General features: G+C 61.4%; 20 protein-coding genes and 1 pseudogene. 16 read left to right on the top strand and 5 right to left on the bottom strand.

The features are described 5' to 3' along the window. Window positions 1-73 precede the first annotated feature (73 nt). Window positions 74-230 (bottom strand): annotated as a pseudogene (locus CO731_RS29360) (oxidoreductase); the annotation flags it as partial. Window positions 231-271: 41 nt separating this feature from the next. Beyond that, the gene (locus CO731_RS20205; RefSeq protein ID WP_108608549.1) at window positions 272-688 is read right to left on the bottom strand and encodes a hypothetical protein; all 417 of its coding nucleotides are present in this window, start codon (window positions 686-688) and stop codon (window positions 272-274) included. Window positions 689-734: 46 nt separating this feature from the next. Between CO731_RS20205 and CO731_RS20200 the strand changes: the two genes are divergently transcribed. The 12 genes from CO731_RS20200 to CO731_RS20145 all read left to right on the top strand — a co-directional run bounded on the left by CO731_RS20200 (window position 735) and on the right by CO731_RS20145 (window position 15,096). Continuing rightward, entirely contained in the window at window positions 735-1,991 is a 1,257-nt protein-coding gene (locus tag CO731_RS20200; protein WP_108608548.1) for an aminomethyltransferase family protein, read from the top strand. A 129-nt stretch (window positions 1,992-2,120) separates the two neighbouring features. Further along, window positions 2,121-3,005: a methylenetetrahydrofolate reductase gene (locus CO731_RS20195; RefSeq protein ID WP_108608547.1), complete on the top strand. Its 885-nt coding sequence runs from the start codon at window positions 2,121-2,123 to the stop codon at window positions 3,003-3,005. A 285-nt stretch (window positions 3,006-3,290) separates the two neighbouring features. Then, a complete protein-coding gene (locus CO731_RS20190; protein ID WP_108608546.1) occupies window positions 3,291-4,496 on the top strand; it encodes an aminotransferase class V-fold PLP-dependent enzyme in 1,206 nt (401 codons plus the stop codon). A gap of 9 nt (window positions 4,497-4,505) precedes the next feature. Next, window positions 4,506-5,465, top strand: a complete 960-nt coding sequence (locus CO731_RS20185; protein WP_108608545.1) for a D-glycerate dehydrogenase — start codon at window positions 4,506-4,508, stop codon at window positions 5,463-5,465. A gap of 77 nt (window positions 5,466-5,542) precedes the next feature. Continuing rightward, on the top strand, window positions 5,543-6,817 hold the full coding sequence (glyA, locus tag CO731_RS20180) for a serine hydroxymethyltransferase (RefSeq protein ID WP_108608544.1): 1,275 nt from the start codon (window positions 5,543-5,545) through the stop codon (window positions 6,815-6,817). 331 nt (window positions 6,818-7,148) lie between these two features. Then, window positions 7,149-8,189 (top strand): porin, encoded by a 1,041-nt coding sequence (locus CO731_RS20175; RefSeq protein ID WP_108608543.1) that lies wholly within the window; start codon window positions 7,149-7,151, stop codon window positions 8,187-8,189. Window positions 8,190-8,318: 129 nt separating this feature from the next. Continuing rightward, window positions 8,319-9,110, top strand: a complete 792-nt coding sequence (locus CO731_RS20170; RefSeq protein WP_108608542.1) for an AraC family transcriptional regulator — start codon at window positions 8,319-8,321, stop codon at window positions 9,108-9,110. Between the two features lie 295 nt (window positions 9,111-9,405). Next, window positions 9,406-10,275 carry an aromatic ring-hydroxylating dioxygenase subunit alpha gene (locus CO731_RS20165; protein ID WP_108608541.1) on the top strand — a complete coding sequence of 290 codons (870 nt, stop codon included), beginning with the start codon at window positions 9,406-9,408 and terminating at the stop codon, window positions 10,273-10,275. Window positions 10,276-10,516: 241 nt separating this feature from the next. Then, complete coding sequence (locus tag CO731_RS20160; RefSeq protein ID WP_108609950.1) at window positions 10,517-11,536, top strand: BMP family protein; 1,020 nt, start codon at window positions 10,517-10,519, stop codon at window positions 11,534-11,536. After that, window positions 11,533-13,092, top strand: a complete 1,560-nt coding sequence (locus tag CO731_RS20155; protein ID WP_245439428.1) for an ABC transporter ATP-binding protein — start codon at window positions 11,533-11,535, stop codon at window positions 13,090-13,092. The genes CO731_RS20160 and CO731_RS20155 overlap by 4 nt, the downstream gene beginning before the upstream one ends. Continuing rightward, window positions 13,089-14,171, top strand: coding sequence for an ABC transporter permease (locus tag CO731_RS20150; protein ID WP_108608540.1), 1,083 nt, complete (start codon window positions 13,089-13,091; stop codon window positions 14,169-14,171). Before CO731_RS20155 ends, CO731_RS20150 begins: the two co-directional genes overlap by 4 nt. Continuing rightward, window positions 14,164-15,096: an ABC transporter permease gene (locus CO731_RS20145; protein WP_108608539.1), complete on the top strand. Its 933-nt coding sequence runs from the start codon at window positions 14,164-14,166 to the stop codon at window positions 15,094-15,096. Before CO731_RS20150 ends, CO731_RS20145 begins: the two co-directional genes overlap by 8 nt. A gap of 16 nt (window positions 15,097-15,112) precedes the next feature. Here CO731_RS20145 and CO731_RS20140 read toward each other — a convergent pair whose 3' ends face one another. Further along, on the bottom strand, window positions 15,113-15,928 hold the full coding sequence (locus CO731_RS20140) for an AraC family transcriptional regulator (protein ID WP_108608538.1): 816 nt from the start codon (window positions 15,926-15,928) through the stop codon (window positions 15,113-15,115). A 187-nt stretch (window positions 15,929-16,115) separates the two neighbouring features. On the opposite strand from CO731_RS20140, the gene add reads away from it, so the two are divergent. Then, a complete protein-coding gene (gene add, locus CO731_RS20135) occupies window positions 16,116-17,234 on the top strand; it encodes an adenosine deaminase (RefSeq protein ID WP_343207457.1) in 1,119 nt (372 codons plus the stop codon). Between the two features lie 115 nt (window positions 17,235-17,349). On the opposite strand, the gene CO731_RS20130 is transcribed toward add, so the two are convergent. Next, on the bottom strand, window positions 17,350-18,174 hold the full coding sequence (locus CO731_RS20130; RefSeq protein ID WP_108608536.1) for an AraC family transcriptional regulator: 825 nt from the start codon (window positions 18,172-18,174) through the stop codon (window positions 17,350-17,352). Between the two features lie 217 nt (window positions 18,175-18,391). On the opposite strand from CO731_RS20130, the gene CO731_RS20125 reads away from it, so the two are divergent. From CO731_RS20125 to CO731_RS20115, 3 genes are all read left to right on the top strand, one after another. Next, a complete protein-coding gene (locus CO731_RS20125) occupies window positions 18,392-19,447 on the top strand; it encodes an aromatic ring-hydroxylating dioxygenase subunit alpha (RefSeq protein WP_159091667.1) in 1,056 nt (351 codons plus the stop codon). Window positions 19,448-19,524: 77 nt separating this feature from the next. After that, the gene (locus CO731_RS20120; RefSeq protein ID WP_245439426.1) at window positions 19,525-20,538 is read left to right on the top strand and encodes a PDR/VanB family oxidoreductase; all 1,014 of its coding nucleotides are present in this window, start codon (window positions 19,525-19,527) and stop codon (window positions 20,536-20,538) included. Between the two features lie 87 nt (window positions 20,539-20,625). Further along, window positions 20,626-21,657 (top strand): BMP family protein, encoded by a 1,032-nt coding sequence (locus CO731_RS20115; protein ID WP_108608533.1) that lies wholly within the window; start codon window positions 20,626-20,628, stop codon window positions 21,655-21,657. A gap of 59 nt (window positions 21,658-21,716) precedes the next feature. Here CO731_RS20115 and CO731_RS20110 read toward each other — a convergent pair whose 3' ends face one another. Continuing rightward, on the bottom strand, window positions 21,717-22,550 hold the full coding sequence (locus CO731_RS20110; protein ID WP_159091666.1) for an AraC family transcriptional regulator: 834 nt from the start codon (window positions 22,548-22,550) through the stop codon (window positions 21,717-21,719). Window positions 22,551-22,582: the final 32 nt, after the last annotated feature.

Raw genomic sequence — 22,582 nt, 5'->3', positions numbered from 1 at the left:
CGAAGCGAATGATCCTCGTTGTCGTGATGTTTCACAAACGCGACAGAATCGCCCAGCGCCGGAGAAGCGCCCCCTAATGAGGGCTGGCAGTAGGACGCACGATGATCTCGCCGACGTCCACATCCTCTGGCTGTCCAATGGTGTAGGCGATCGAAGCGGTGATTGCTTCTGATGCAGATCGCCCGCCAGGCATTCATCGCATCCCGTGCTGTGGAAACGCTGGGGCTTTCGTAAGCCTTATGGCACCCCAAACCTTTCACCAAATGCGACTTTAGGGACGGGTGCGACGAATGGATGCTTCTGGCGCGAGCTGACGTATGCGCCGCCCATCAGCAAGCCATATTTGCCTTGGCGCTTCCTCATCTGGCATCTTTTCTGACTTCTCCCACGGGCAGACGCCGGCCGGGCAGGGTTGGCCTTTGGTCGCCGCGTCCTGTCTCGGACCATCTTCGTGGACGCTGGGCGACTCGTGCGGCCACTTGAACCTCAGGTATGCGTCCGGCAACTCCGGGCATTCCGAATTTCGTTCCTCCGTGAAAATCTCGACAGCAATAGATGCGATTGAAATGGCCTGTTGAAAGGGCCTCGCCAAAGCAGCCATGGAACAATGCTGGGCATGTGCCAGCCCCAATTCTTCCATGGCCGAGGTGAATTTGATCGTGTCGGGGAAACCGGTGCGCATCGACATCGGTAATTGCTGCCCCGCTCGTGGGGCGCGTGGAGGAAAGACTTCTATGGACGACGTCAAATTCATCACCGGCCTGACCGCCGCGGCCGATGCCCGGGTTGCATTCCGCGGTACGCCGTTCGTCGAGCGCACGGCGCCGCTGAACCAGAACGCCTTGTGGATGCGCTGGGACAGGAACATGGTCGTCGACGCCTACTCCGACATGGTCGAGGAACTGGCTGCGATCCGCAATCGGGTCGCCATGGGCGACATGTCGCCGCTGTCGAAATACGTCATCACTGGGCCTGATGCGGAAAGGCTGATGGACAGCCTGATCCCGCGCGACATCACCAAGCTGAAGGTCGGCCAGATCTACTACGCGCCGTGGTGCGACGAGAACGGCCACGTCGTCGGCGACGGCCTCGTTTTCCGCATGGACGAAGCCACATTCCGCGTTTCGGCCGATCCCGGCTTCACCTGGTGGAAGAGCCATGCCGAGGGCCTCGACGTCGTGGTGACCGACATCACCGATGACTATGGCATCCTCACCCTGCAGGGGCCGCGCTCACGGGAAGTGCTACGCGCTGTGACCGGCAATGCCTTCGACGAGTTGCCGTTTTCGCGGCTCGGTTTCGTCACCATCGCCGGCCGGCAGGTCGAGATATTGCGCCAGGGCTTCACCGGCGAGCACGGCTACGAGCTCTGGGTCAGGGCCGCCGACGGCGCAGCCGTCTGGGATGCGGTACAGGAAGCGGGCCAGCCTTTCGGCATCCTGCCCGCGGGTGCCTGGGCGCTCGATTTGGCCCGGCTCGAAGCCGGCCTGCTGATCGTCGGCTACGACTACACCAGCGCCGGCCCCGATCACGGTGGCGCCGGTATCCAGGCAGCCGGCAAGTTCCGGGCTTCGCCTTACGATCTGGGTCTTGGCCGGCTGATCGATCTGCGCAAGAGCGACTTCGTTGGCAAGGCCGCGCTGCAGCGCATGTCGGAAGCGGGCGACCACCGCCAACTCGTCGGACTCGACATCGACTGGTCGCAGGCTGCCGGCGGCAAGGGCCTCGACGGCGGCACGCCGGGTAACCTGCGGCGCGTGCGCTGGTATCCGGTGCCAGCCTTCCATGACGGAGCTGAAGTGGGGCATGCCTCGAGCGTCGCCTGGGCACCGTCGATCGGCAAGATGATCGGCTTCGGACATCTGCGCGGCAAGGCAGCCGAAATTGGCTCGCAGCTGACACTGCGCTGGAACAAGGACGGCGAGACGATTGACGTCAATGCGCGCGTCATCGAGCTGCCGTTCCTGTCGCTCAAGCGCGCCAAAGGCTGACGCGGCAAGCGTCGCATCCTCCCTGAAGAACCGCTGGGCGGCATGTTCCGCCCGGCAACCCTGGACAATCGGCGGCGCCAGCCATGGCGGCGAACGCCGCAGGCTGGTCGCAATCGACCAAGGGCAGACATGACCGAAACAAGTGAAGCCGTTGCCGATAGGCCATCTGCCCGTGCTGTCGGGCCTGCCATGTCGATCGAGCTCGCGCCGGAGCAGGCGCGCAGCTTTGCGCCCGAGGTCTCGCACTTCCCGCTGGGCTCACGCGTGTTCCTGACCCATCTCACCGGCAAGCCAGAGGCGATGCAGGTCGAAGCGGCTCTGCGTATCAGGGAAAAGGGCTACATCGCCGTGCCGCATCTCGGCGCGCGCAACTTCAAGGCCGAGAAGGATTTTGTCGATCTCATCGCTGCGCACAGCCGCAACGGCATTACCGAAGCGTTGTTTCTGGGCGGCAATCCGGCACTTTTTCCGGGGCCGATGGGTGAATCGGCGCAACTGCTGGCCCATCCCGTGCTGCGCGACTCGACCATTCGTACGGCCTTTGTCGCGGGCTACCCCGAGGGACATCCAAATATTGGCGATGCCGATCTCGCGGATGCGCTTCGGCGCAAGCTCGAAATCTGCGATGCCCGCTCCATCGATGCCCGGGTCGTCTCGCAGTTCGCTTTCGATGGTGCAGCGATGGGCGCCTGGGCACGAGGCTTGCATGGACGATATCCGGGGCTTCCCGTGCATGTCGGGCTTGCGGGCGTGACCAGCCTGGCCAAGCTGGTCAAGTTCGCCATGATGTGCGGGGTAGGGCCTTCGATCGCGGCGCTGAAGCGTTCGGCGAGCGGGCTGTTCAACGTCATTGCCGACCGCAATCCGGCCGATGTGATTGAAGCAATGTCAACGAGCTATCCGCAACCGGTGGGACCGCTGCATTTGCACTTCTTCCCCTTCGGCGGCTGGGAAAAGACGCTGGCCTGGTACAGCGAACATCGGGGAGCCCGTCGGCTGCGCCCCGGCGACTGATGAGCCGGGCCGTAACGGCCCGCCATGTCACCTGACCCGGCCATCGAACAGGAAACCGAGCGTGTGACGCATGCGATGAGCGTGCAGGACTTCGCGGCCTCTGGCCGCGACAGCAAAGCCGCATGCTTGCGCGTGCCTCGCCATGTTGAACGGACGCCAGATGGTCGTGTTCGCCTATGCGCGAGGAGCCACCAGAACCAGTGCAGGCAAGCCCGCCAATCGGGCGCCGATGCGAGGGACGATCGCAGGTCGTCGCGCGCCGACATCAAACAGGAGGAACATCCGATGAAGAATGGAACCACGCATCTTTTCGTGCCTGGACCGACGAACATCCCCGATGCCGTTCGACGGGCGATGAATGTCTCGATGCAGGACATGCGCGCACCGGACTATCCGGAATTGACGCTGCCGCTGTTTGCCGATCTCAAGAAGGTGTTCAAGACCGAGGCGGGTACCGTTTTCATCTATCCCGGCTCAGGCACGGGTGCCTGGGAAGCGGCCATCTCCAATACGCTGAACCGCGGCGACCGCGTGCTGATGTCGCGCTTCGGTCAGTTCTCGCATCTGTGGGTCGACATGGCCCAGAGGCTGGGCCTCGAGGTCGACTGCATCGACGTCGAGTGGGGCGAGGGGATTCCGGTCGAGGAATACCAGCGGCGGCTGAGCGATGACAAGCACGGCCGTATCAAGGCGGTGTTTGCCACGCATAATGAAACGGCCACGGGCGTCACGTCAGATGTCGCCGGTGTACGCACGGCCCTCGACGCAGCCGGCCATGGCGCCCTGCTGTTCGTCGATGGCGTCAGCTCGATTGGCTCGATCGATTTTCGCATGGACGAATGGGGCGTCGACCTTGCCGTCACCGGCTCGCAGAAGGGTCTGATGCTGCCGGCCGGCCTCGGCATCCTTGCCGTGAGCGAAAAGGCACTCGAAGCGCACAAGCAATCGCGCATGGAGCGCTGCTATTTCAGCTTTGAAGACATGAAGGCGTCATCGTCGACCGGCTTCTTCCCCTACACGCCACCGACCCAGTTGCTGCATGGGCTGCGTGCATCTCTCGACCTGATCTTTGCCGAAGGGCTCGACAACATCATCGCGCGCCACCATCGCCTCGCGGAGGGCGTGCGCCGCGGCGTGCATGCCTGGGGGCTCAGGCTCTGCGCCAAGGAAGCGAAGTGGTGGTCGAACACCGTTTCGGCGATCGTCGTGCCCGACGAAATCGATGCGCGGCATGTCATCGCCAACGGCTACTCCAGGTATCGGACGTCATTCGGCGCCGGGCTGAGCAAGGTCGCGGGCCGTGTCTTCCGCATCGGCCACCTCGGCGATCTCAACGAAGTGATGTGCCTGGCGGCGTTGGCCTCGGCGGAAATGTCGTTGCGCGATGCCGGCGCCAAGATCGAAGCCGGTTCCGGCGTCGCCGCGGCCCAGGAATGGTACCGCGCCGAGGTCACCGGCAATCTGCAGCCGCAGCAAGACCGCGCGGCTTGAGGGGACAGGATGACCAGACCGAAGGTAATCGTCACCCGTCGCTGGCCGCTCGAAGTCGAGGAGCGGCTGGCTAGCCAGTTCGACGTCAGGCTCAACGAAACAGACCGCCCGTACAATCGCAGTGAGCTGCGCCTGGCGCTGCAGGAAGCCGATGCGGTGCTGCCCACCGTGTCGGACAGGCTTGGCGCCGAGCTGTTTACCGATGGTGTCCAGGCAAAAATCCTCGGTAATTTCGGCGTCGGCTACAACCACATCGACGTTGAGGCGGCGAAGACAGCTGGCGTCGTGGTCACCAATACGCCTGCGGTGCTTACCGATGCGACCGCCGATCTTGCCATGACGCTGCTGTTGATGTGTGCCCGCCGCGCCCGGGAAGGCGAGCGTGAACTGCGCTCCGGAAAATGGACCGGCTGGCGGCCGACCCATCTCTGCGGCACCCAGGTCACCGGCAAGACCATCGGCATCATCGGCATGGGTCGCATCGGCCAGGCCATGGCACGGCGCTGCCATTACGGTTTCGGCATGGACGTCGTCTTCTACGACAGCCAGCCGGTTGCCGATCCCGGCATGCCGGCGCGCCAGCTGGCCACGGTCGACGACGTGCTGGCGGTGGCCGATTTCGTGTCGCTGCATTGTCCAGGTGGTGGCGAAAACCACTATCTCATCAACAGCCGTCGTCTCGGCAACATGAAAAAATCTGCCTTCCTGATCAACACCGCGCGTGGTGATGTCGTCGACGAACGTGCCCTGGTCAATGCGCTCGACGAAGGGCGCATCGCCGGTGCAGGGCTCGATGTGTTCGAAACCGAGCCGGTGGTGCCGCGCTCGCTGACCGAGCGCGACGACGTCGTGCTGTTGCCGCATCTAGGCAGCGCCACCAACGAAACGCGTATCGCCATGGGCATGCGGGTGATCGACAACCTCACCGCCTTCTTCGAAGGCCGATCGCCGCCCGACGCCGTCAACTAGTCCCCGTTTCAATTTACCAACACCAAGCCAAGGGCAGGCGCCAAACGGTGTCTGCCCCTTGCCGCCAGGAGACAAGAATGTCCGGCTTTTTCCAACGCGACTTGAAGCGCCAGGATCCGGTGATCGCCGGCGCGATCGCACGCGAAACCGCCCGCCAGCGGTCGGAGATCGAACTGATCGCCTCCGAGAACATCGTCTCGCCCGCCGTGCTCGAAGCACAAGGCTCGGTGCTGACCAACAAATATGCCGAGGGCTATCCCGGCCACCGCTATTATGGTGGCTGTCAGTATGTCGACCTAGCAGAAGCCGCAGCGATCGAGCGGGCGAGCCGGCTGTTCGGCGCGGCCCATGTCAATGTGCAGCCACACTCGGGCGCCCAGGCTAATGGCGCGGTCATGCTCGCCATGCTGAAGCCCGGCGACACCTTCATGGGCCTGTCGCTTGCCGCCGGTGGGCACCTGACTCACGGTGCCCGACCGACGCTGTCGGGCAAGTGGTTCAACGCGGTACAGTATGGTGTGCGCAAGAGTGACAGCCTGATCGACTACGACGAACTGGAGGTCAAGGCGCTCGAAACGCGGCCGAAGCTGATCATCGCCGGGGGCTCGGCCTACCCGCGCATCATCGATTTCAAACGCATCCGGGCGATCGCCGACAGCGTCGGCGCGCTGATGATGGTCGACATGGCGCATTTCGCCGGACTGGTTGCCGGCGGCGTGCATCCCAACCCGCTGGAAGTCGCCGACATCGTGACCACGACCACGCACAAGACGCTGCGTGGTCCGCGGGGCGGCATGATCCTCACCAACAATGCCGACATCGCCAAGAAGCTGAACTCGGCGGTCTTTCCTGGCCTGCAGGGTGGTCCGCTGATGCATGTCATCGCCGCCAAGGCGGTTGCCTTGGGCGAGGCGCTTGAGGATGGATTCAAAGAATATGCCAGGCAGATGGTGGCCAATGCGCGCACGCTTGCCACGACACTTTCGGCGCGCGGTTTCGATATCGTTTCAGGTGGCACCGACACGCATCTGATGCTGGTCGACCTGCGCAGCAAGGGTATCTCCGGCAAGGACGCCGAAGAGGCACTCGGCCGGGCCGGGCTGACCTGCAACAAGAACGGCATTCCGTTCGATCCAGCGCCGCCCGCGGTTACCTCAGGGATTCGGCTGGGCACGCCGGCTGCCACCACCCGTGGCTTCCGCGAGGCCGAGTTTGCCCAGGTCGGCACGCTGATCGCCGACGTGCTGGACGCCGTCGGCACCGACCGTGGCACTGAGCAGGAACGTGCAGTTCACTCGACGGTGGAGTGGCTGTGCGCAGCGTTCCCGATCTACGAAGGCCGTTCAATCTGACCTTGGGCGGCTGACCGCCAATGCAGCAGCTTGGCCGCTGCTGCATTGGCTCTTTTTCGCATTACCTGCAGATATGGTTTTGCGTATCTCGGCCATTCGGACGGTGCCGCGCCTGTCCTAACGTCGCAACGCAATCGCCGCACACACCAACATCCAGGCCGGTCGTTGATCGGCAGGCAGCATGCACCTCCGTCACGCGATGGGGGGCGACGCATGCTGCCTGACGCTGACGGGGAGGAACGCCTGGATCGCGACGATTGCCGCCTGCATGCGGGATGTCCACCCCGGCATGAAAACCAGAACATCTACAAATCGGGAGGGAACCGGGACAATGAATTACAGGAAAATTGCGCTTGGCTGCGCGCTGGCAATCGGTGCGCCCTATGGCGCCCAGGCCGCTGATGCCGTGGTCGTCGCCGAACCGGAGCCGATCGGCTATGTCCGCGTCTGCGATACCTACGGTGCCGGCTTCTACTATCTGCCGGGGACTGAAACCTGCCTGCGCGTCGGCGGCTACATTCGCTACGAGATCGGTGTGGGCGACCTTTTTGGCGCGGACCGTGACGACGACGGCCGGGGCGACACCTATTTCAAGCGTGCCCGCGCGGCGTTGAAGATCGATGCCCGCTCGGAGACTGAATTGGGCACGTTGCGCCGCTACATGCACATCAACTTCCAGCATGACATCGACTCTGACGGCGGTCACGAAGCGATGGAAATCGAGAGTGCCATCATCGAGCTGGGTGGCTTGCGCATCGGCGTGAACGACTCGCTGTTCATCACCTTCGTCAATTATGCCGGTTATGTCTCCAAGGACGACGTGATCGGCTACGGCCCGTTCGCCACGCCGCAGATCGCCTACACCTACAAGAACGAAAACGGCTTCACCGCGGCCGTTTCTCTCGAAACCGGCTACGACCCGTTCGTCGTCGACAGCTACATGCCGCATGTCGTGGCAGGCCTGTCCTACGCGCAATCCTGGGGTGGCGTGGCCCTGGTTGCTGCCTATGACTCGGTTTCGGAGGAGTGGTCAGGCAAACTGCGCCTCGATGCCACCTTCAGCGATACAGTTTCCGCATTCGCAATGGCAGGACTCAAGAGCGACGACAGCGCACCCTATTCCCAGTTCTACGGTATCTGGGGCGGCCGGTGGGCCGTGTGGGGCGGCGCCACGATCAAGGCTTCCGACAAAGCCTCGGTGAACTTCCAGCTGTCTTATGACGAAGACGAGAACTTTGCCGCGGTTGCCAATGTCGCATATCAGGTCGCGCCGGATCTGATGGTCACGCCGGAGATCGGCTTCTACGACAATTTTGCCGTCGACGGCGCCGATATGATCGGCGGCTTCGTGCGCATGGAGGCATCGTTCTAGCGCGTCTTGCGAGTAGACGCGGCTCCGTCGGCTTGCGCCGGCGGAGCAATGCCCCGATGATCATGCGCACAGTACATCAGGGCAGGGGTGAGCTCTGGCTCGCGTCCGTGAACATTGCGAAAGATCAGTATGCGTCTGCCCCCGATCGATCTCAGCCGCGAAAACACCTTCGGGGAACTGACCTATGAGACCGGCGGCCAGTATGGGCCGATCATGGGCGATTACCTCGCCTTCATCGTCGTCCATATCGGCAGCGCCACGATCGAGGCTGATGACAGCGTCACCCGTCTCGAGGCCGGGCAGTGCGCTTTCTCGCTGACGCATGACCGTTACAACTACATTGCGCAGGAGGGGGTCTTCTCGCATGTCAGCTGGTGCGACGGTCGCCCTCAGAACGCCGGCTGGCTCTACCAGGAGGCCGGCAAGATCGCGCCTTTCATCGACGCAACGCCTCAAGTCCAGGCGCTCATGCAACTTGGCGTCGACCTTGGCATCGGCGACCGCGACAGCCGCAGCGGACTGCGCGAGGCGCTGACAAACGCGCTGCTCAACGCTTACATCTACGAGGCAGGGGTCCTGGCAGCGGAAAAGCCGGTGCCGCAGACGATCCTGCGCGCCAGGCGCTACCTCGACGAGCACTTCGCCGGCGACCTCACCATCGAACATGTTGCAGAACAGGTGCGGGTCAGCCCGCAGTATCTGGTCTCTGCTTTCAAGAAGCATATGGGCATGACGCCGGCGCGTTATCTCTGGCGCTGCCGTGTCGACTATGGCGCCCACCTTTTGCAGCGGACCGGGTTGTCGATCAGCGAGATTGCCTACAAGGTCGGCTACAAGAACCCCTACCACTTTTCTCGTCAGGTGAAGCTGGCGTTCGACTGTTCCCCGACGGAGCTGCGCGAGCAGGCGCGCAGCGCCTAGTCGCAAGCCGACGCATGCTTGCCGCGGGGTGAACTGGCGATATGCGATTGCCAACCGCATGCATGGCGGATTGGGCGTCATCCGTGGAATTCTTCATCTGCCGATCCGAACTGGGCCAAGACACCAGCCAGACCGGCAGCGGAGGAACGACTGTATAAGGCACTCAGGTGCTCGCCAGATATGGCGCCGGGCAAATGCCGCCCGCAATCGCTCCGAAATCGCTGAACCGAACGACTATCGCCTGCGGCCTGTTTCGAGGCTGCAATGTGCTGAACGAGTATTGCGGATGGCCAGTATGGGAAACCTCGCTTCGATAGATCCGGTCGCTCTCGACGAGTGGCATGTCGTGGCTTCCCTCGACGAGTTGCCTGCCCAAGCGACGATCTCGACGATCCTGCTCGGCCAGGCGATCCAGGTCGGGCGGCGTGGTGACGTGCTCGGCGTATGGCGGGGCGATGAAATGCTGCCTTTGATCGAACGCTTCGGCTATCTGTGGACGACGCTGGGCAATCCTCCGCGCGACCTGTTCGAGATCGTCGAGTTCAACGAACCCGACCGCAATGTCATCGTCCAGGGCGTCACGCGCGTCGCCGTGTCGGCACCGCGCGCCGTCGAGAACTTTCTCGACATGGGGCATTTTCCCTTCGTCCACACCGGCATCCTCGGCGAAGAGCCGCACACCGAGGTCAAGCCCTATAAGGTCACCGTCTATCCGGAGCCGCCGGAAATTCTGGTCACCGAATGCGAGTTCTACCAGCCGCAGGCCAATGCCGGTTCTGATAGCGGCGTGGATACGGAATATATCTACCGCATCCCGCATCCGTTTTGCGCGGTGCTCTACAAGACAGGCTCGACGGACGCCAAGCGCCGCGACGTCATTGCCTTGTTTGGCCAGCCGGTCAGCGAAGAATGCGTGCTGGTCCATATCGTCATCTGCCTTGTCGACGATGTAACCAACCTCGCTGCGATGCGCAGCTTCCACCAGACCATTCTTGGCCAGGACAAGCCGATCCTGGAAAACCAGGTGCCGAAGCGGTTGCCGCTCGACACGCGCGCAGAAGTGCCGATCCGCGCGGACGCGGCCTCTGCTGCCTATCGCCGCTGGCTTCGCGACCGCGGGCTTCGTTACGGCGTCATCTTGGGCAACACCAGCCGCGCCGCATGAAGTGCAGCCGTTGTCTTTAACCAGGGATATGCCTGACTGAAATAGCAGCCATTGTTGCGCCCAAGCCGGCATGAAAGCTTGAGCTAATGGTTGCAAGACCGAAAACCGACGACAGATAAGACCAAGGGGAACGTCGTTGGTGCAGGAATTCCGCCGCTTTGCGCGGCCTGCCCTGTGCAGGCTGAGCACGAGCAGTCAGGCGGAATGGGACAGTTTTCGAGCTGGAATGGAGGAACCTTACATGGCACCGAACATCACCCGTCGCGCGGCACTTCTCGGCTCTGCGGGAGCAATCCTGCTGGCGGGCTTTGCCCGCTCATTGGCGGCCGAGCCGACCAAACTGAAGATTGCCATCATCATGGAGAGCCGCGTCGATGTCGGCTGGTGCAGCACGCTTCTCGACTCGCTCAACAAGATCAAGGGCGAGCTCGCGCCGACCGTCGACCTTTCCTGGGAATACACCGATCCGCTGTGGAACGAGGACGCCGAGAATGCGATGCGCCTCTACGCCGAGAGCGGCGAATACGACATCATCTGGGGCCATGGCCGCTATTCCGACCAGATCAAGAAGCTGAACACCGAATTCCCCGACATCATGTTCGTGGTGGCCGGCTCCGGCAATGCGCCGATCGGCGCTAACCAGTACTGGCTCTACAAGCGCCTGCATGAGCCGTCCTATCTGCTTGGCATGCTCGCCGGACGGACGACGAAGTCCGGTGTCATCGGACTGGTCGGCACCTTTGCCGCCGACGACGTCAACGACCAGATCAACGCTTATCTCGAGGGAGCGCGTTCGGTCCGCTCCGACATCCAGCATCGCGTTTCGTTCATCGGCTCGTGGTCGGACAATGCGCTGGCCGCCGAGCATGCCAATGTGCAGATCGCTTCCGGTGCTGACGTCGTGTTCATGCTGACCGACAACTTCAAGCCTTGCGAGGAGCACAACATAATGTGCTTCGCCAACATCAGCGACCAGAGCAAGAATGCACCGACAGCGCTTGCTTCCAGCGCGGTCATCAACTGGGAGCCCGACCTCAAATGGCTTGTCGGCGAGTGGCAGAAGCACAAGGCCGGTGGCCAGTTTAGCGGCAACGCGGAACCGAAATGGTTCTCCATGGCCGATGGCGGCACCGACATCGCGCCCTTCCATGAGTTCGAAGCCAAGTTGCCTGATGCCGTGAAGCAGGAAATTGCCGCGACCCGGCAGAAGATCCTTTCGCGTGAACTCGTCGTTGCAGTGAACACGGCGGAAGTGAAGTGAACTGCACGGCGCAAATGGTGCGGCCTGTCGTGGTGGAAGAGCTGCTCAAGGTCCAGAATCTCACCAAGCGCTTTGGCGCGGTCGCCGCCAATGACGGCGTCAGCCTCGACGTGCGCAAGGGCGAGATTCACTGCCTCTTCGGCGAGAACGGTGCCGGCAAGTCGACGCTCTCGGCCTGTCTGTACGGCTATTACCGCGCCGACAGCGGAGAGATCGTGTTCAAGGGCAAGACCGCCGAACTGAACTCGCCCGCCGACGCGCTCCGCCTCGGCATCGGCATGGTGCACCAGCATTTCGTGCTGGTCTCCAACTTCACGGTTCTTGAAAACATCATCGTCGGCAGCTCCGACGTCGGCGTCTTCCTCAACAAGTCGGAAGCCCGCCGCAAGGTGGTTGCCCTTTGCCAGGAGTGCGGCATCGACATCGACCTGGATCGCGAGATCTGGCAGCTTTCGGTCGGCGAGCAGCAATGGGTGGAAATCCTCAAGGCGCTCTATTTCGGCGCCGAATTGCTGATCCTCGACGAGCCCACCGCGGTTTTGACCCCGCAGCAGTCGGACCAGCTGTTCAGGATCATCTCGGGCATGCGCAGCCGCGGCCTGTCGATCATCCTGATCAGCCACAAGCTGCGTGAGGTGATGCAGTCCGACCGCGTCACCATTCTGCGCAAGGGCAAGGTCGTGGCCACCGTGGAAACGGCCGGTAGCACGGCGGAGGCGATCACCGCGCTGATGGTCGGCCACAAGGTGACAAAGCACGTCCGCGACCGAACCGTTACGCCGGCTGGCGATTTCCTTTCCGTGCGCAATGTCTGCGCCAAGGGCGACTGGGCCGAGGATGTACTCAAGGATGTCAGCTTCGACATCGCCAAGCATGAGGTTCTTGGCTTGGCAGGTGTCGCCGGCAACGGCCAGAAGGAGCTGTTCGAAGTCCTGATGGGGGTGCGTGCGGCGAGCTCCGGCGGCTTTTCGCTCGACGGCGAGGCGATCGTAGCACCGACATCACGCGAAATGCTGGACCGTGGTGTCGGCTTCGTGCCCGACGACCGCTTTCGCGAAGGGTTGATCCCGGAATTCGGCACCGCCGAGAATCTCGTGCTTGGCTGGCAGCGCGCGCCCGAATATCGCCGTGGGCCGTTCCTCGACCGGCGCAAGCTCGGCGTGCTCGCCCGCAAGAAGATCGAGGAATTCAAGGTGGTGACGGCATCAGCCGAACTGCCGGTCGAAAGGCTGTCCGGCGGCAACGCGCAACGCGTCATCCTGGCGCGTGAATTCCTGCATGCGCGCGGGCTGCTGCTCGCCAACCAGCCGACGCGCGGGCTCGACGTCGCGGCTTCCGAATTCGTCTACGAAAAGATCCTGGAGAAGCGCGCTGCCGGTTTCGCCGTGCTGCTGGCCTCGGAGGAACTCGATGATTTGCTGCGCCTCTGCGACCGCATCGCGGTGATCTTCAAAGGGCGGATCATGGGCATCGTACGTCCTGAAGAAACCTCATTGCTCGACCTCGGAATGATGATGGCGGGAGACGCCAAAGAGCCTGAACGGACAGTCCAATGATTTCAGTTCAACGACGCTCGGGCAGCAGCCTGAGCTGGAATGTCGCCTGTTACTCCGCAGCGATGATATGTGCATTCCTGACGTCGGCAGCTTTGCTGGCCTTTTCGGGCGGTGACCCTGCGAAGGCGTTCTCGGCGCTGCTGACAGGCGCCTTCGGCAGCCAGAACGCGCTCTATGGTTCGCTGGCAAAAGCGACCCCGCTTTTGCTTGTCGGGCTCGGTACGGTCATCGCCTTCCGCGCCAAGATCTGGAACATCGGCCAGGAGGGGCAGGTCTTTGCCGGCGCGATGGCCGCCTACTGGATGAGCCTTTGGGTGGCACCGTTGCCCTATTGGCTGGCGTGGCTGCTGATTGCCATTGCCGGGCTTGTCGGCGGCGGCGTGCTCGGCCTGCTTGCCGGCTATCTCAAGGTCCGCTTCGGCACCAGCGAGGTCATCTCGACCGTGATGTTGAACTACATCGTCATCTACATCCTCGCCTATCTTCTCGATGGCGGCCCGTGGATGGAGAGTGGGCTGACTGTTGCCTATCACCAGTCGTCGCCGGTCAACCCGCTGCTCGAATGGCCGATCCTGCTCGGCCAGGGCTCAGGCAAGATGCATATCGGCTTCATCCTGGCGCTTGCCGCTGCTGCCTTCTGCGCCGTGCTCCTCGAGAAAACGTCACTCGGCTACGAGATTCGCGCCTTCGGCTCCAACCCGACCGCGCTGCGTTTCCGCGGCACCAACATCCGGCGGCTGCTGCTGGTCGTGATGCTGCTGTCGGGTGCGCTCGCCGGTCTTGCCGGTGCTGGCGAACTGTTCGGCACCTCGCACCGCCTGCGTGCCGAGACGCTGCTTGGCATCGGCAGCTCCGGCATCGTCGTTGCCATGGTCGGCGGCCTGCGGCCGAGCGGTGTGATGCTGGCCGCACTTTTCTTCGGCGCGCTGAAGAGCGGGGCCATCTACATGCGATTGAAAAGCGGAACGCCGGCGGGCCTGGTCTCGGCGATGGAAGGGCTGGTGCTGCTCTTCTTCCTCTGTGCCGCAGTCGCGACAAAGCTTCAGTTGGTGCGCGTCGAGGAGAAAGTCCATGCTTGAGTTGCTGCAAGGTCCGCTGCTGATCAGCATCCTGGCCGGCATGGTCCGGATCGCGACGCCGCTCTTGTTCTCGGCCATGGGCGAACTGGTTACCCAGCGCGCCGGCATCTGGAACATCTCGGTCGAAGGCACGATGCTGCTGGGAGCGGTTGTCGCCTATGTCGTCGCCTCGACCACCGGCTCGCCGTGGCTGGCGCTGCTTGCAGCCGTGCTCGCTTGTGCCCTGATCAGCCTGATCATGTCCTTTGTCACGATCGTCCTGAAGGCGGAACAGTTCGTTGCCGGCCTGGCGCTGAACCTCCTGGCTTCGGGCCTCACCCTGTTCTGGTTCCAGACCTATGTCATCGGCCGCGAGCCGCCGAAGTTCGCCGGTTTCGACCAGGTCGACATTCCGCTGCTGTCGGATATTCCGTTCCTCGGCCCGATCCTGTTCTCGCAGCGCCTGTTGACCTATGTCGCGTTTTTGCTGCCGGTCGCAGTGTGGTTCTTTCTCTACCGCACCAAATACGGCCTCGAGATCCGCTGCGTCGGCGAGAACCCCAAGGCGCTTGACGTCAAGGGTTTGAGCGTCGGCTGGCGCCAGTGCCTGGCAATCATGTTCGGCAGCCTGATGTCGGGCTTCGGCGGGGCCTTCCTCATGCTCGGCTATTCCGACCGCTTCGTGCCCGATCTCATCGCCGGCCGCGGCTGGCTGGTCGTCGTCGCCATCATTGCCGGCAACTGGATGCCGTTCCGTGTGGTCGGTGCGATCTTCATCTTCGCCCTGCTCGAGGCGATTGCGATCCATGCCCAGGTGGTCGGCGTTTCCATCCCCCACCACTTCTTCCTGATCCTGCCCTATGTCGCCTCGCTGGTATTGCTGGCTGGGCTCAGGTCGCGCACGCACCAGCCCGAAGCGCTCGGCGTGCCCTACAGCAGAGAGTGAGCGATCCCGCTTGCGGCTATGATGCCGTAGGCTCCCTGGAGATCCCATGAGCCGCCTGGGCGCGAAGCTCCGTCGGCGACATGCCAAAATGCAGTCTGATCTGACGCGAGAAGTGATAGGGATTCTTGTAGCCGCACCGTTCGGCTATTTCCATCACCGGTAGTTCGCTGTGAAGCAGCAGTTGCCGGCCATGGTTCGCCCGTATCTGCCAGAGATAGCGAACTGGCGTGACACCAATGTGCTTGCGGAACGACGAGACCAGATGCTGGGGGGTGAGCGCAAGCATGTCGGCCAGTTGGCCAAGCGTCAGCTCCTTTGCAAAGTTTTCTTCGAGATAACGACGGGCGCGGTGGATGGAGCGGGGCGTGTGCCGTTCTCGCTCCGATATCTGCGCCTCATGGAAGTAAGCGGCGAGCAGCGACTGCCCCAATGTTTCGCAAAGGATGTGGGTGTCCGCGTCAGAACCCTGCGTCAGCCCCAAACCCAGTCGCTGGAGAGTCTCGATCCGTGCGGAGATCGGGATCTTGCTGGTCGCGTTGCGCAAGCTTAGCGCGGCAGAGTCCGGGAGGTTCGCAGGAAACGCCTCGCACCAGCCCACCTTGTTGCGTGTGCCTTTCTCGTACTCAAACACGGACAGCTGCTCACCCAGAAACAAGCCGCACTCGCCGGCTTCGACGATGGTGATCTTGCCGTCGCATGTCGCCTTGGCGGTGCCTTCATGCACCAGCAGCAGCGCGACATAGTTGCCGGTTAGCGGCCCGTACACTCCCCCCACGGGATACACGGCCTCGCCAAAGGAAAAACCGTCCTCCTGGTCAACGACGATCTTCATCTACTCGCCCCGATAGCCGCTGCATTCTGCGTGATTGCCCTCAGGCCCGCAACGTTGGCTCATCGCTATCTTCATTCACGATATGCTTCGAAGCGTCGCCGATATTTCGTTTGCTGCCTTGATGCATGACACTTTGGCCATTGCGATGAGACGATGAGGCAGCCGGCCACAACCGCCAAATGCCTTGGTGAAGTTCGATGTGGCCAGAAAATCGTCCACCTGGCGTCCGCGCAATACAAGTTGCGAGCTACGTTGGCAGTGGAGAAGACCAGTGAATATTCAAGAATTCATCCGGAAAGTCCCAAAAACCGAGCTTCACCTTCATCTGGAGGGAGCCATTTACCCGCAAACCGCACTGGATCTGGCCAGGAAGAATGGCGTGCATCTGCCACCAGTCGACGACGCGAAGGACCTCTATCGTTTCAAGAGCCTGGAGGATTTCCTCGTCATCTACTCCGCAGTGTCGGCAAGCGTCGTCGACGTCGACGATTTCAGGCGCATCACCTACGAGATGCTCGAGCGCTGTGCCCGCAGCGGCGCGCGCTACGTCGAGTTCTTCTTCAGCCCGCACGCACATCTTGATTGCGGGGTAGCATATGAAACGCAGCTCAAGGGCATCCTGAGCGGCATGAAGGACGCCGAGACGGATTTTCGCGTTGTCAGCCGCATCGTGCCCGGCATCAACCGCGAACGCGGGCCGGCGGCAGGACAAGAGATGGTCGAACTGATCCTCGCGCATCGAACCGACGAAGTGATCGGTATCGGCCTGGACTTCAACGAGGCGCCATTTCCGCCCGAGCCTTTCGGCGACGTCTTTGCACATGCGCGCAAGTCCGGGCTGCATGTGACCGCACATGCCGGCGAAACGGGGCCGGCCGCCTACATCAGAGGCTCGCTTGACGCCTTGAAGGTCGAGCGCATCGATCATGGCTACAATGTCGTCAATGACCCGCAACTAATGCAGCGCTGCAAGGATGAGGGTGTGCTCTTCACCGTATGCCCCTCGACTGCAGCGGTCACTTCGGCGTGGCACGATCTGTCGGCGCCAGATCACGCCATTCGCCAGATGCTTGATTTCGGACTGACACTTTCGATCCACAGCGACGATCCACCGATGTTTTTCACCGACCTCGAGAACGAATACGTCAAGGCGGTTGAACAGCTGAAATTCACCCCGCGCGACATCCGGGATGCCATCCTGGCGGGCATCGACGGCTCCTGGCTCGATGCAACGACAAAGCGTCGGTGGCTGCAGGAATGGTCGGAAGAGATCGACGGGCTGATGACGGCGTTGTCGCCCAACTAGGTACGGCGTTCGGGCGGTCGACAACGGCGCGATCCGGTTGCGGCCATATCACTTAAGATCAGCCGGGCTTGCCTTGTCGCGGCCCGGCTGACAGACCACGAAAATTCCACACCGCTCAGTACGCGATATCGACCGTATCTTCGGCAACTTCGCTTGGCTTATGGTAGCCCATATTCGCGCGCACTTCAGTTGGCGACATACCGAAAAGCTGCTTGATCTGACGCGAGAAATGGTAGGGGTTCTTGTAGCCGCATTGATATGCGATTTCCGCTATCGTCAGGCCGCTGTGCAAGAGCAGATGACGCGCCCGTTTTCCGCGCACCTGCCAGAGATAGCGGGCCGGTGTGACGCCGATATGTTTGCGGAACGACAGAATGAGGTGCTGCGGCGTTCGCGCCACCAGATCTGCCAGACTGTTGATCGTGACGTCCTTCTCGGAATTTTCCTCGATGTAGTTTCTGGCGCGATGGACGGGTCGGGGAATATGCCGATCCCGCTCTGAAACGTGGGCTTCGTGAAAATAGACTGCGTAGAGTGTCTGCCCCAGAGCGTTGCGCAGCATGTTGAGATTGGCCGTGGATCCGGAGCCCAGTTCGACGCCAAGGCGCTGAAGTGCTTCAAGCGACTCGGATATCGGAATCTTGGCGGGCACTTGGCGCAGACGCTGCGCAATCGACTCCGTCAAGGTTCCCGGTGAGCCTTCGCACCAACTCACCCGGCCGCGATCATATTCGAACAAAACGTATTGTTCGTTGCGAAAGACGCCGCATTCGCCACGCTCCACGATCGTCACTTCGTCGTCGCAGGTCACCTTGGCTGTTCCTTCGTGGACCAGCAGCAGCGTCACGTAACGATTACGAAGCGGGCCATAAACCCCTCCCACATTGTACAGCGCCTCACCGAAAGTGAAGCCGTGCTCCGGGTCGACGATTGTCTGCATTGGCTGGCTCCAACCGGCAGTGGATGAGCACGTAACGTACCTCGCTGTCCCGGCATTTCAAGCGGCGGTCCATCGCGATCTTCATTCAAGATATCCATTGGATCGGCAAGGACATTCCTCAAAAACCTCTGTTCGCCGACTATCCAGCTACGAAAATCAAAGCCGATCCGACGAACCAGATATGGCAAATCGGGCCGGGCTCCAGGGAGCTGAACTTATGTTTTTGCCCGTCGACAACTCGAAGACGAAGAGCGAGCTGCCGCCCGGATGCACATTCGCGGAAAGCGACTGGCATATCCTCTCCTCGTTCTGGCATCCCGTGGAATATGCTCACGAAGTTGGCGAAAAGCCCGTGCGGGCCCGCCTCCTGGATGTCGACCTTGTGCTCTACAGGACGTCGCAGGGCGTGGCCGTCGCCCGCGACATCTGTCCCCACCGCGGCACCAGGATCAGCTCCGGCTGGATGGCCGACGGCCAGATCGTCTGCCCGATGCATGGCTTGCATTTCGACCATGGCGGACAGTGCACCAAGATTCCGTCGATGACCGATCCGACGGCAAAGATACCGCCCAGGCTCAGGCTGCTGACCGTGCTTTCAGAGGAGCGCTACGGCATAATCTGGGTATGCCTCAAGGGCGAGCCGATCTGGCCGATCCCGCAATGGCCTGGACTTTCCAACGCGGACTGGAAGACGGTCTATCTGCCCAAGGATACGTGGAACGCGGCGGCGAGCCGCCATGTCGAAAACTTCAATGACGTCGCCCATTTTCCATGGGTTCATGCCGAAAGCTTCGGCTCGGCGACAGCGGTTCCTATTCCGCAATACACGGTCGATCATGCGGAGTTCGGACTGCGCTTTTCCTATCCATACCCGAACGGCGCCAACTATTACCCTGACGGCGTCGAGGGCACCGAGCGCAACGTCGTCTACAGCTATGAGCTGACCTATCCGTTTTCGACGATCATCATCATCGATCCGGAAGGCTCGGATTACGTGCAATATCTGGCGGATACGGTGTGTCCGGTTTCAGCCCGCGAAACCCGCATTTTCCAGCTGCTCACCGACACCACCGGCAATCCGGACGGCGAATACTGGAAGAAGTTCCAGATGCTGATCAACGACGAAGACAAGTCGATGGTCGAAGAACAGCGCCCGGAAGACCTGCCGCTCGATCTGACAGAGGAAATCCACGTTCCCTGCGATCGCCTGTCGCTTGAATACCGGCGTGCGCTCGCCAAGAAATTCGGGCTCGGCGCGCAGATCGCGAGTTGAGCAGGCCAGTTCAGCGAAATCGGAACCGTAGCCGCAAAGTTCCACGTTTTGCCTGACAGGCCAGGAAGGAGCCGAGCATGAACATCGCGCTGTCTGCCCATGGAAATGCTATGATCCACCAGGTCAACCGTTCTGCGCGCCTGCAAGTCCGGGTCGCTGCCAAAACCACCGAAGCCCAGGATATTGCCGGCTTCGAACTGGTCGATTGCAGTGGCGAGGACCTGCCGGCTTTCACGGCGGGGTCGCATGTCGATGTCTTCATGGCCAACGGGCTTGTTCGCCAATATTCGCTTCGCAACAATCCCAGTGAGCGCCACCGCTACCGCCTGGGTGTGCTGCGTGATCAGAAGGGCGCTGGCGGCTCGATCTTCATGCACGATATGCTGAAGTCAGGCGATGTGATCGAGATCAGCCACCCACGCAACGCCTTTCCGCTGAATGAACAGGCGTCATCGTCACTGCTGCTGGCCGGAGGGATTGGCGTGACGCCGATCCTGTCGATGTCCCACAGGCTATCGACCCTGGGACAGGACTTCGCGCTGCATTACTGCGCCAGAAACCTCGACCGGATGGCTTTCCGGTCCGAGCTAGAGACGGGTCCGTTCAAGACGCAGGTTCATTTTCACCGCGATGACGGACCACCCGAGCAGAAACTGAACATCGCGGAATTGTTGCAGTGGAGCCCAAAGGGCACGCATCTCTATGTTTGCGGACCACGCGGTTTCATGGACGCCGTCATCGGCGAAGCCGAACGGTCGTGGCCGAAGGAAACCATTCACCGCGAGTATTTCGGCAAGATCGCTGATGTCGGATCAAGCGATGACAGGCCGTTTGCCGTCCAGATTGCCAGCACGGGCCAGGTCTTTGCCGTTCCAGCAGGCGAAAGCGTCGTCTCGGTGCTCGGCACCAACGGTATCGAGATCCCGGTATCTTGCGAGCAAGGCATCTGCGGAACCTGCGTGACCCGCGTGCTTGCCGGGCTGCCTGACCACCGCGACCTCTATCTGACCGATGCCGAACATGCAGCCAATGACCAGATGACGCCGTGCTGTTCGCGGGCGCTGTCGGAAATCGTCGTGCTGGATTTGTGAACGAGGGAAATATGCACCGGTGGACATACACCGGGCAAAGCAGGGCCTGACCAAACTGGGCCAGACAACCAATGGGAGTTAGAAATCATGATTGGACGATTGACCGGCAGGCTGGTTGCCTCCTTGGCAATGGCTGTGCTTGCGCTGTTTGCGCTTTCGTCGGTGTCGCGCGCCGAAAATCCGGACAAGCTTCGCATCGCGGTCATTCTGGCTTCCGGCGTGGAAAGCGGCTGGGACGGAACACTGATAGAATCGCTCGAGCGGGTGAAGGCGGCGAAGCCGCATGGGCTTGAGCTGAGCTGGAAATACACCGACCCGCTATGGGGCGACGATGCGGGCGACGCCATGCGGCTGTTCGCCGAAAGTGGCCAGTATGACGTCATCTGGGCGCACAGCACCTATTCCGACCAGGTCAAGAAGCTGAAGGACGAATTCCCCGAGATACTCTTCGTCGTCACGGGTTCGGGGAACGAAGGCTTGGGCGGCAACCAGTACATGCTCTACAAGCGTGTCCACGAACCTGCCTACCTGCTTGGCGTCATCGCCGGCCGCATGACCAAGACCAACGTGCTTGGCACGGTGGGCACATTTCCCGCCGACGACGTGAACGACTCGATCAACGCCTTCTTTGCCGGGGCAAGGTCGGTAAATCCGTCGATCAAGGAAAAGGTCGTTTTCATTGAGTCCTGGTATGACCCAGCCAAGTCTGCCGAATACACCCATGCGCAGATCGCCACCGGCGCCGACGTCATCTTCCAGCAGACCGACAACTTCAAGGAATGCGAGGCTGCAAAGATCATCTGCTTCGGCAGCAATCAGGATCAGTCCAGCTTCTCCCCGACCACCATCGTCAGCAGCACCGTGATCCGTTGGGATCCGGACATCACCCATGTCGTCGATGCCTGGTGGCAGCATAAGGTCGAGGGAAAGCCTTTTGCCGGCAGCACGGAGCGGATTTGGCGCGGCATGAAGGATGGCGGTGCCGGCATGGCTCCCTATCACGGCTTCGAAGCAACGCTGCCGCAACCGGTGATATCAGAGGTCGAGGCGCTGAAGGCCAAGATCATCTCAGGCGAGTTCCAGGTACCGCTCGATGTATCAGCCCCCAAGCCCAATTGAGACAACGCTCCTGCCGGGCCGAGAAGTCGGTCCGGCAGTAGGCGGGACTCGGTCGTCAGTCAAAAGACCATGTTCACTGCGTTTTCGGCGACACGACTTGGTTTGCGGTAATCCATATTGGCACGCAGTTCCGTAGGCGACATGCCGAAATGCAGCTTGATCTGCCGCGAGAAATGAAAGGGATTCTTGTAGCCGCATTGATACGCGATTTCTGAGATCGTCAAACCGGTATGCAAGAGGCGTTGCTTGCCACGGTTCGCCCGTATCTGCCAGAGATAGCGGACAGGCGTTACTCCGATGTGTTTTCGGAACGATGAGATCAGATGTTGGGGCGTGACGGCCACCACATCCGCCACATGGCCGACAGTCATCTCCTTTTCGAAATTGTCCTCCAGATAGCGCCGGGCTTGATGAATCGAACGGGGGATGTGGCGCTCCAGCTCCGAGACCTGTGCTTCATGGAAATAGGCGGTGAACAGCGACTGCCCCAAATTGTTCCGGAGCATGTTGACGTAGGCCCCGGTCCCTGAGCCCAGTTCCAGACCCAGGCGCACAAGTGTTGCCAGCCGGTCGGTAATGGGAATTTGAGACGGCACATCGCGCAGGCGCAAGACAACGGACTCCGGCAGGCTGGCCGGAAATCCCTCACACCAGCTTACCCTGTCGCGCTGGCCTTTCTCATATTCGAACAGCGAAACGCCTTCGCACAGGATGAAGCCGCATTGCCCGTTTTCGACGATGGTGACTTCCCCATCGCATGTCACCTTTGCGCTGCCTTCGTGCATCATCAGCAACGTAACGTAGCGTCTGGTCAGTGGTCCGTAGACCCCTCCGGTTGAGTAGTCGGCTTCCCCAAACGAGAAGCCGTGTTCGGGATCTACAACACTGTCCACTGGCTCCCTCCACCCTTCGGGCATTCCAAACA

The organism is Aminobacter sp. MSH1, assembly GCF_003071665.1.
Taxonomy (GTDB): Bacteria; Pseudomonadota; Alphaproteobacteria; order Rhizobiales; family Rhizobiaceae; genus Aminobacter; species Aminobacter niigataensis.
This window is presented reverse-complemented; position numbering and strand designations above follow the sequence as displayed.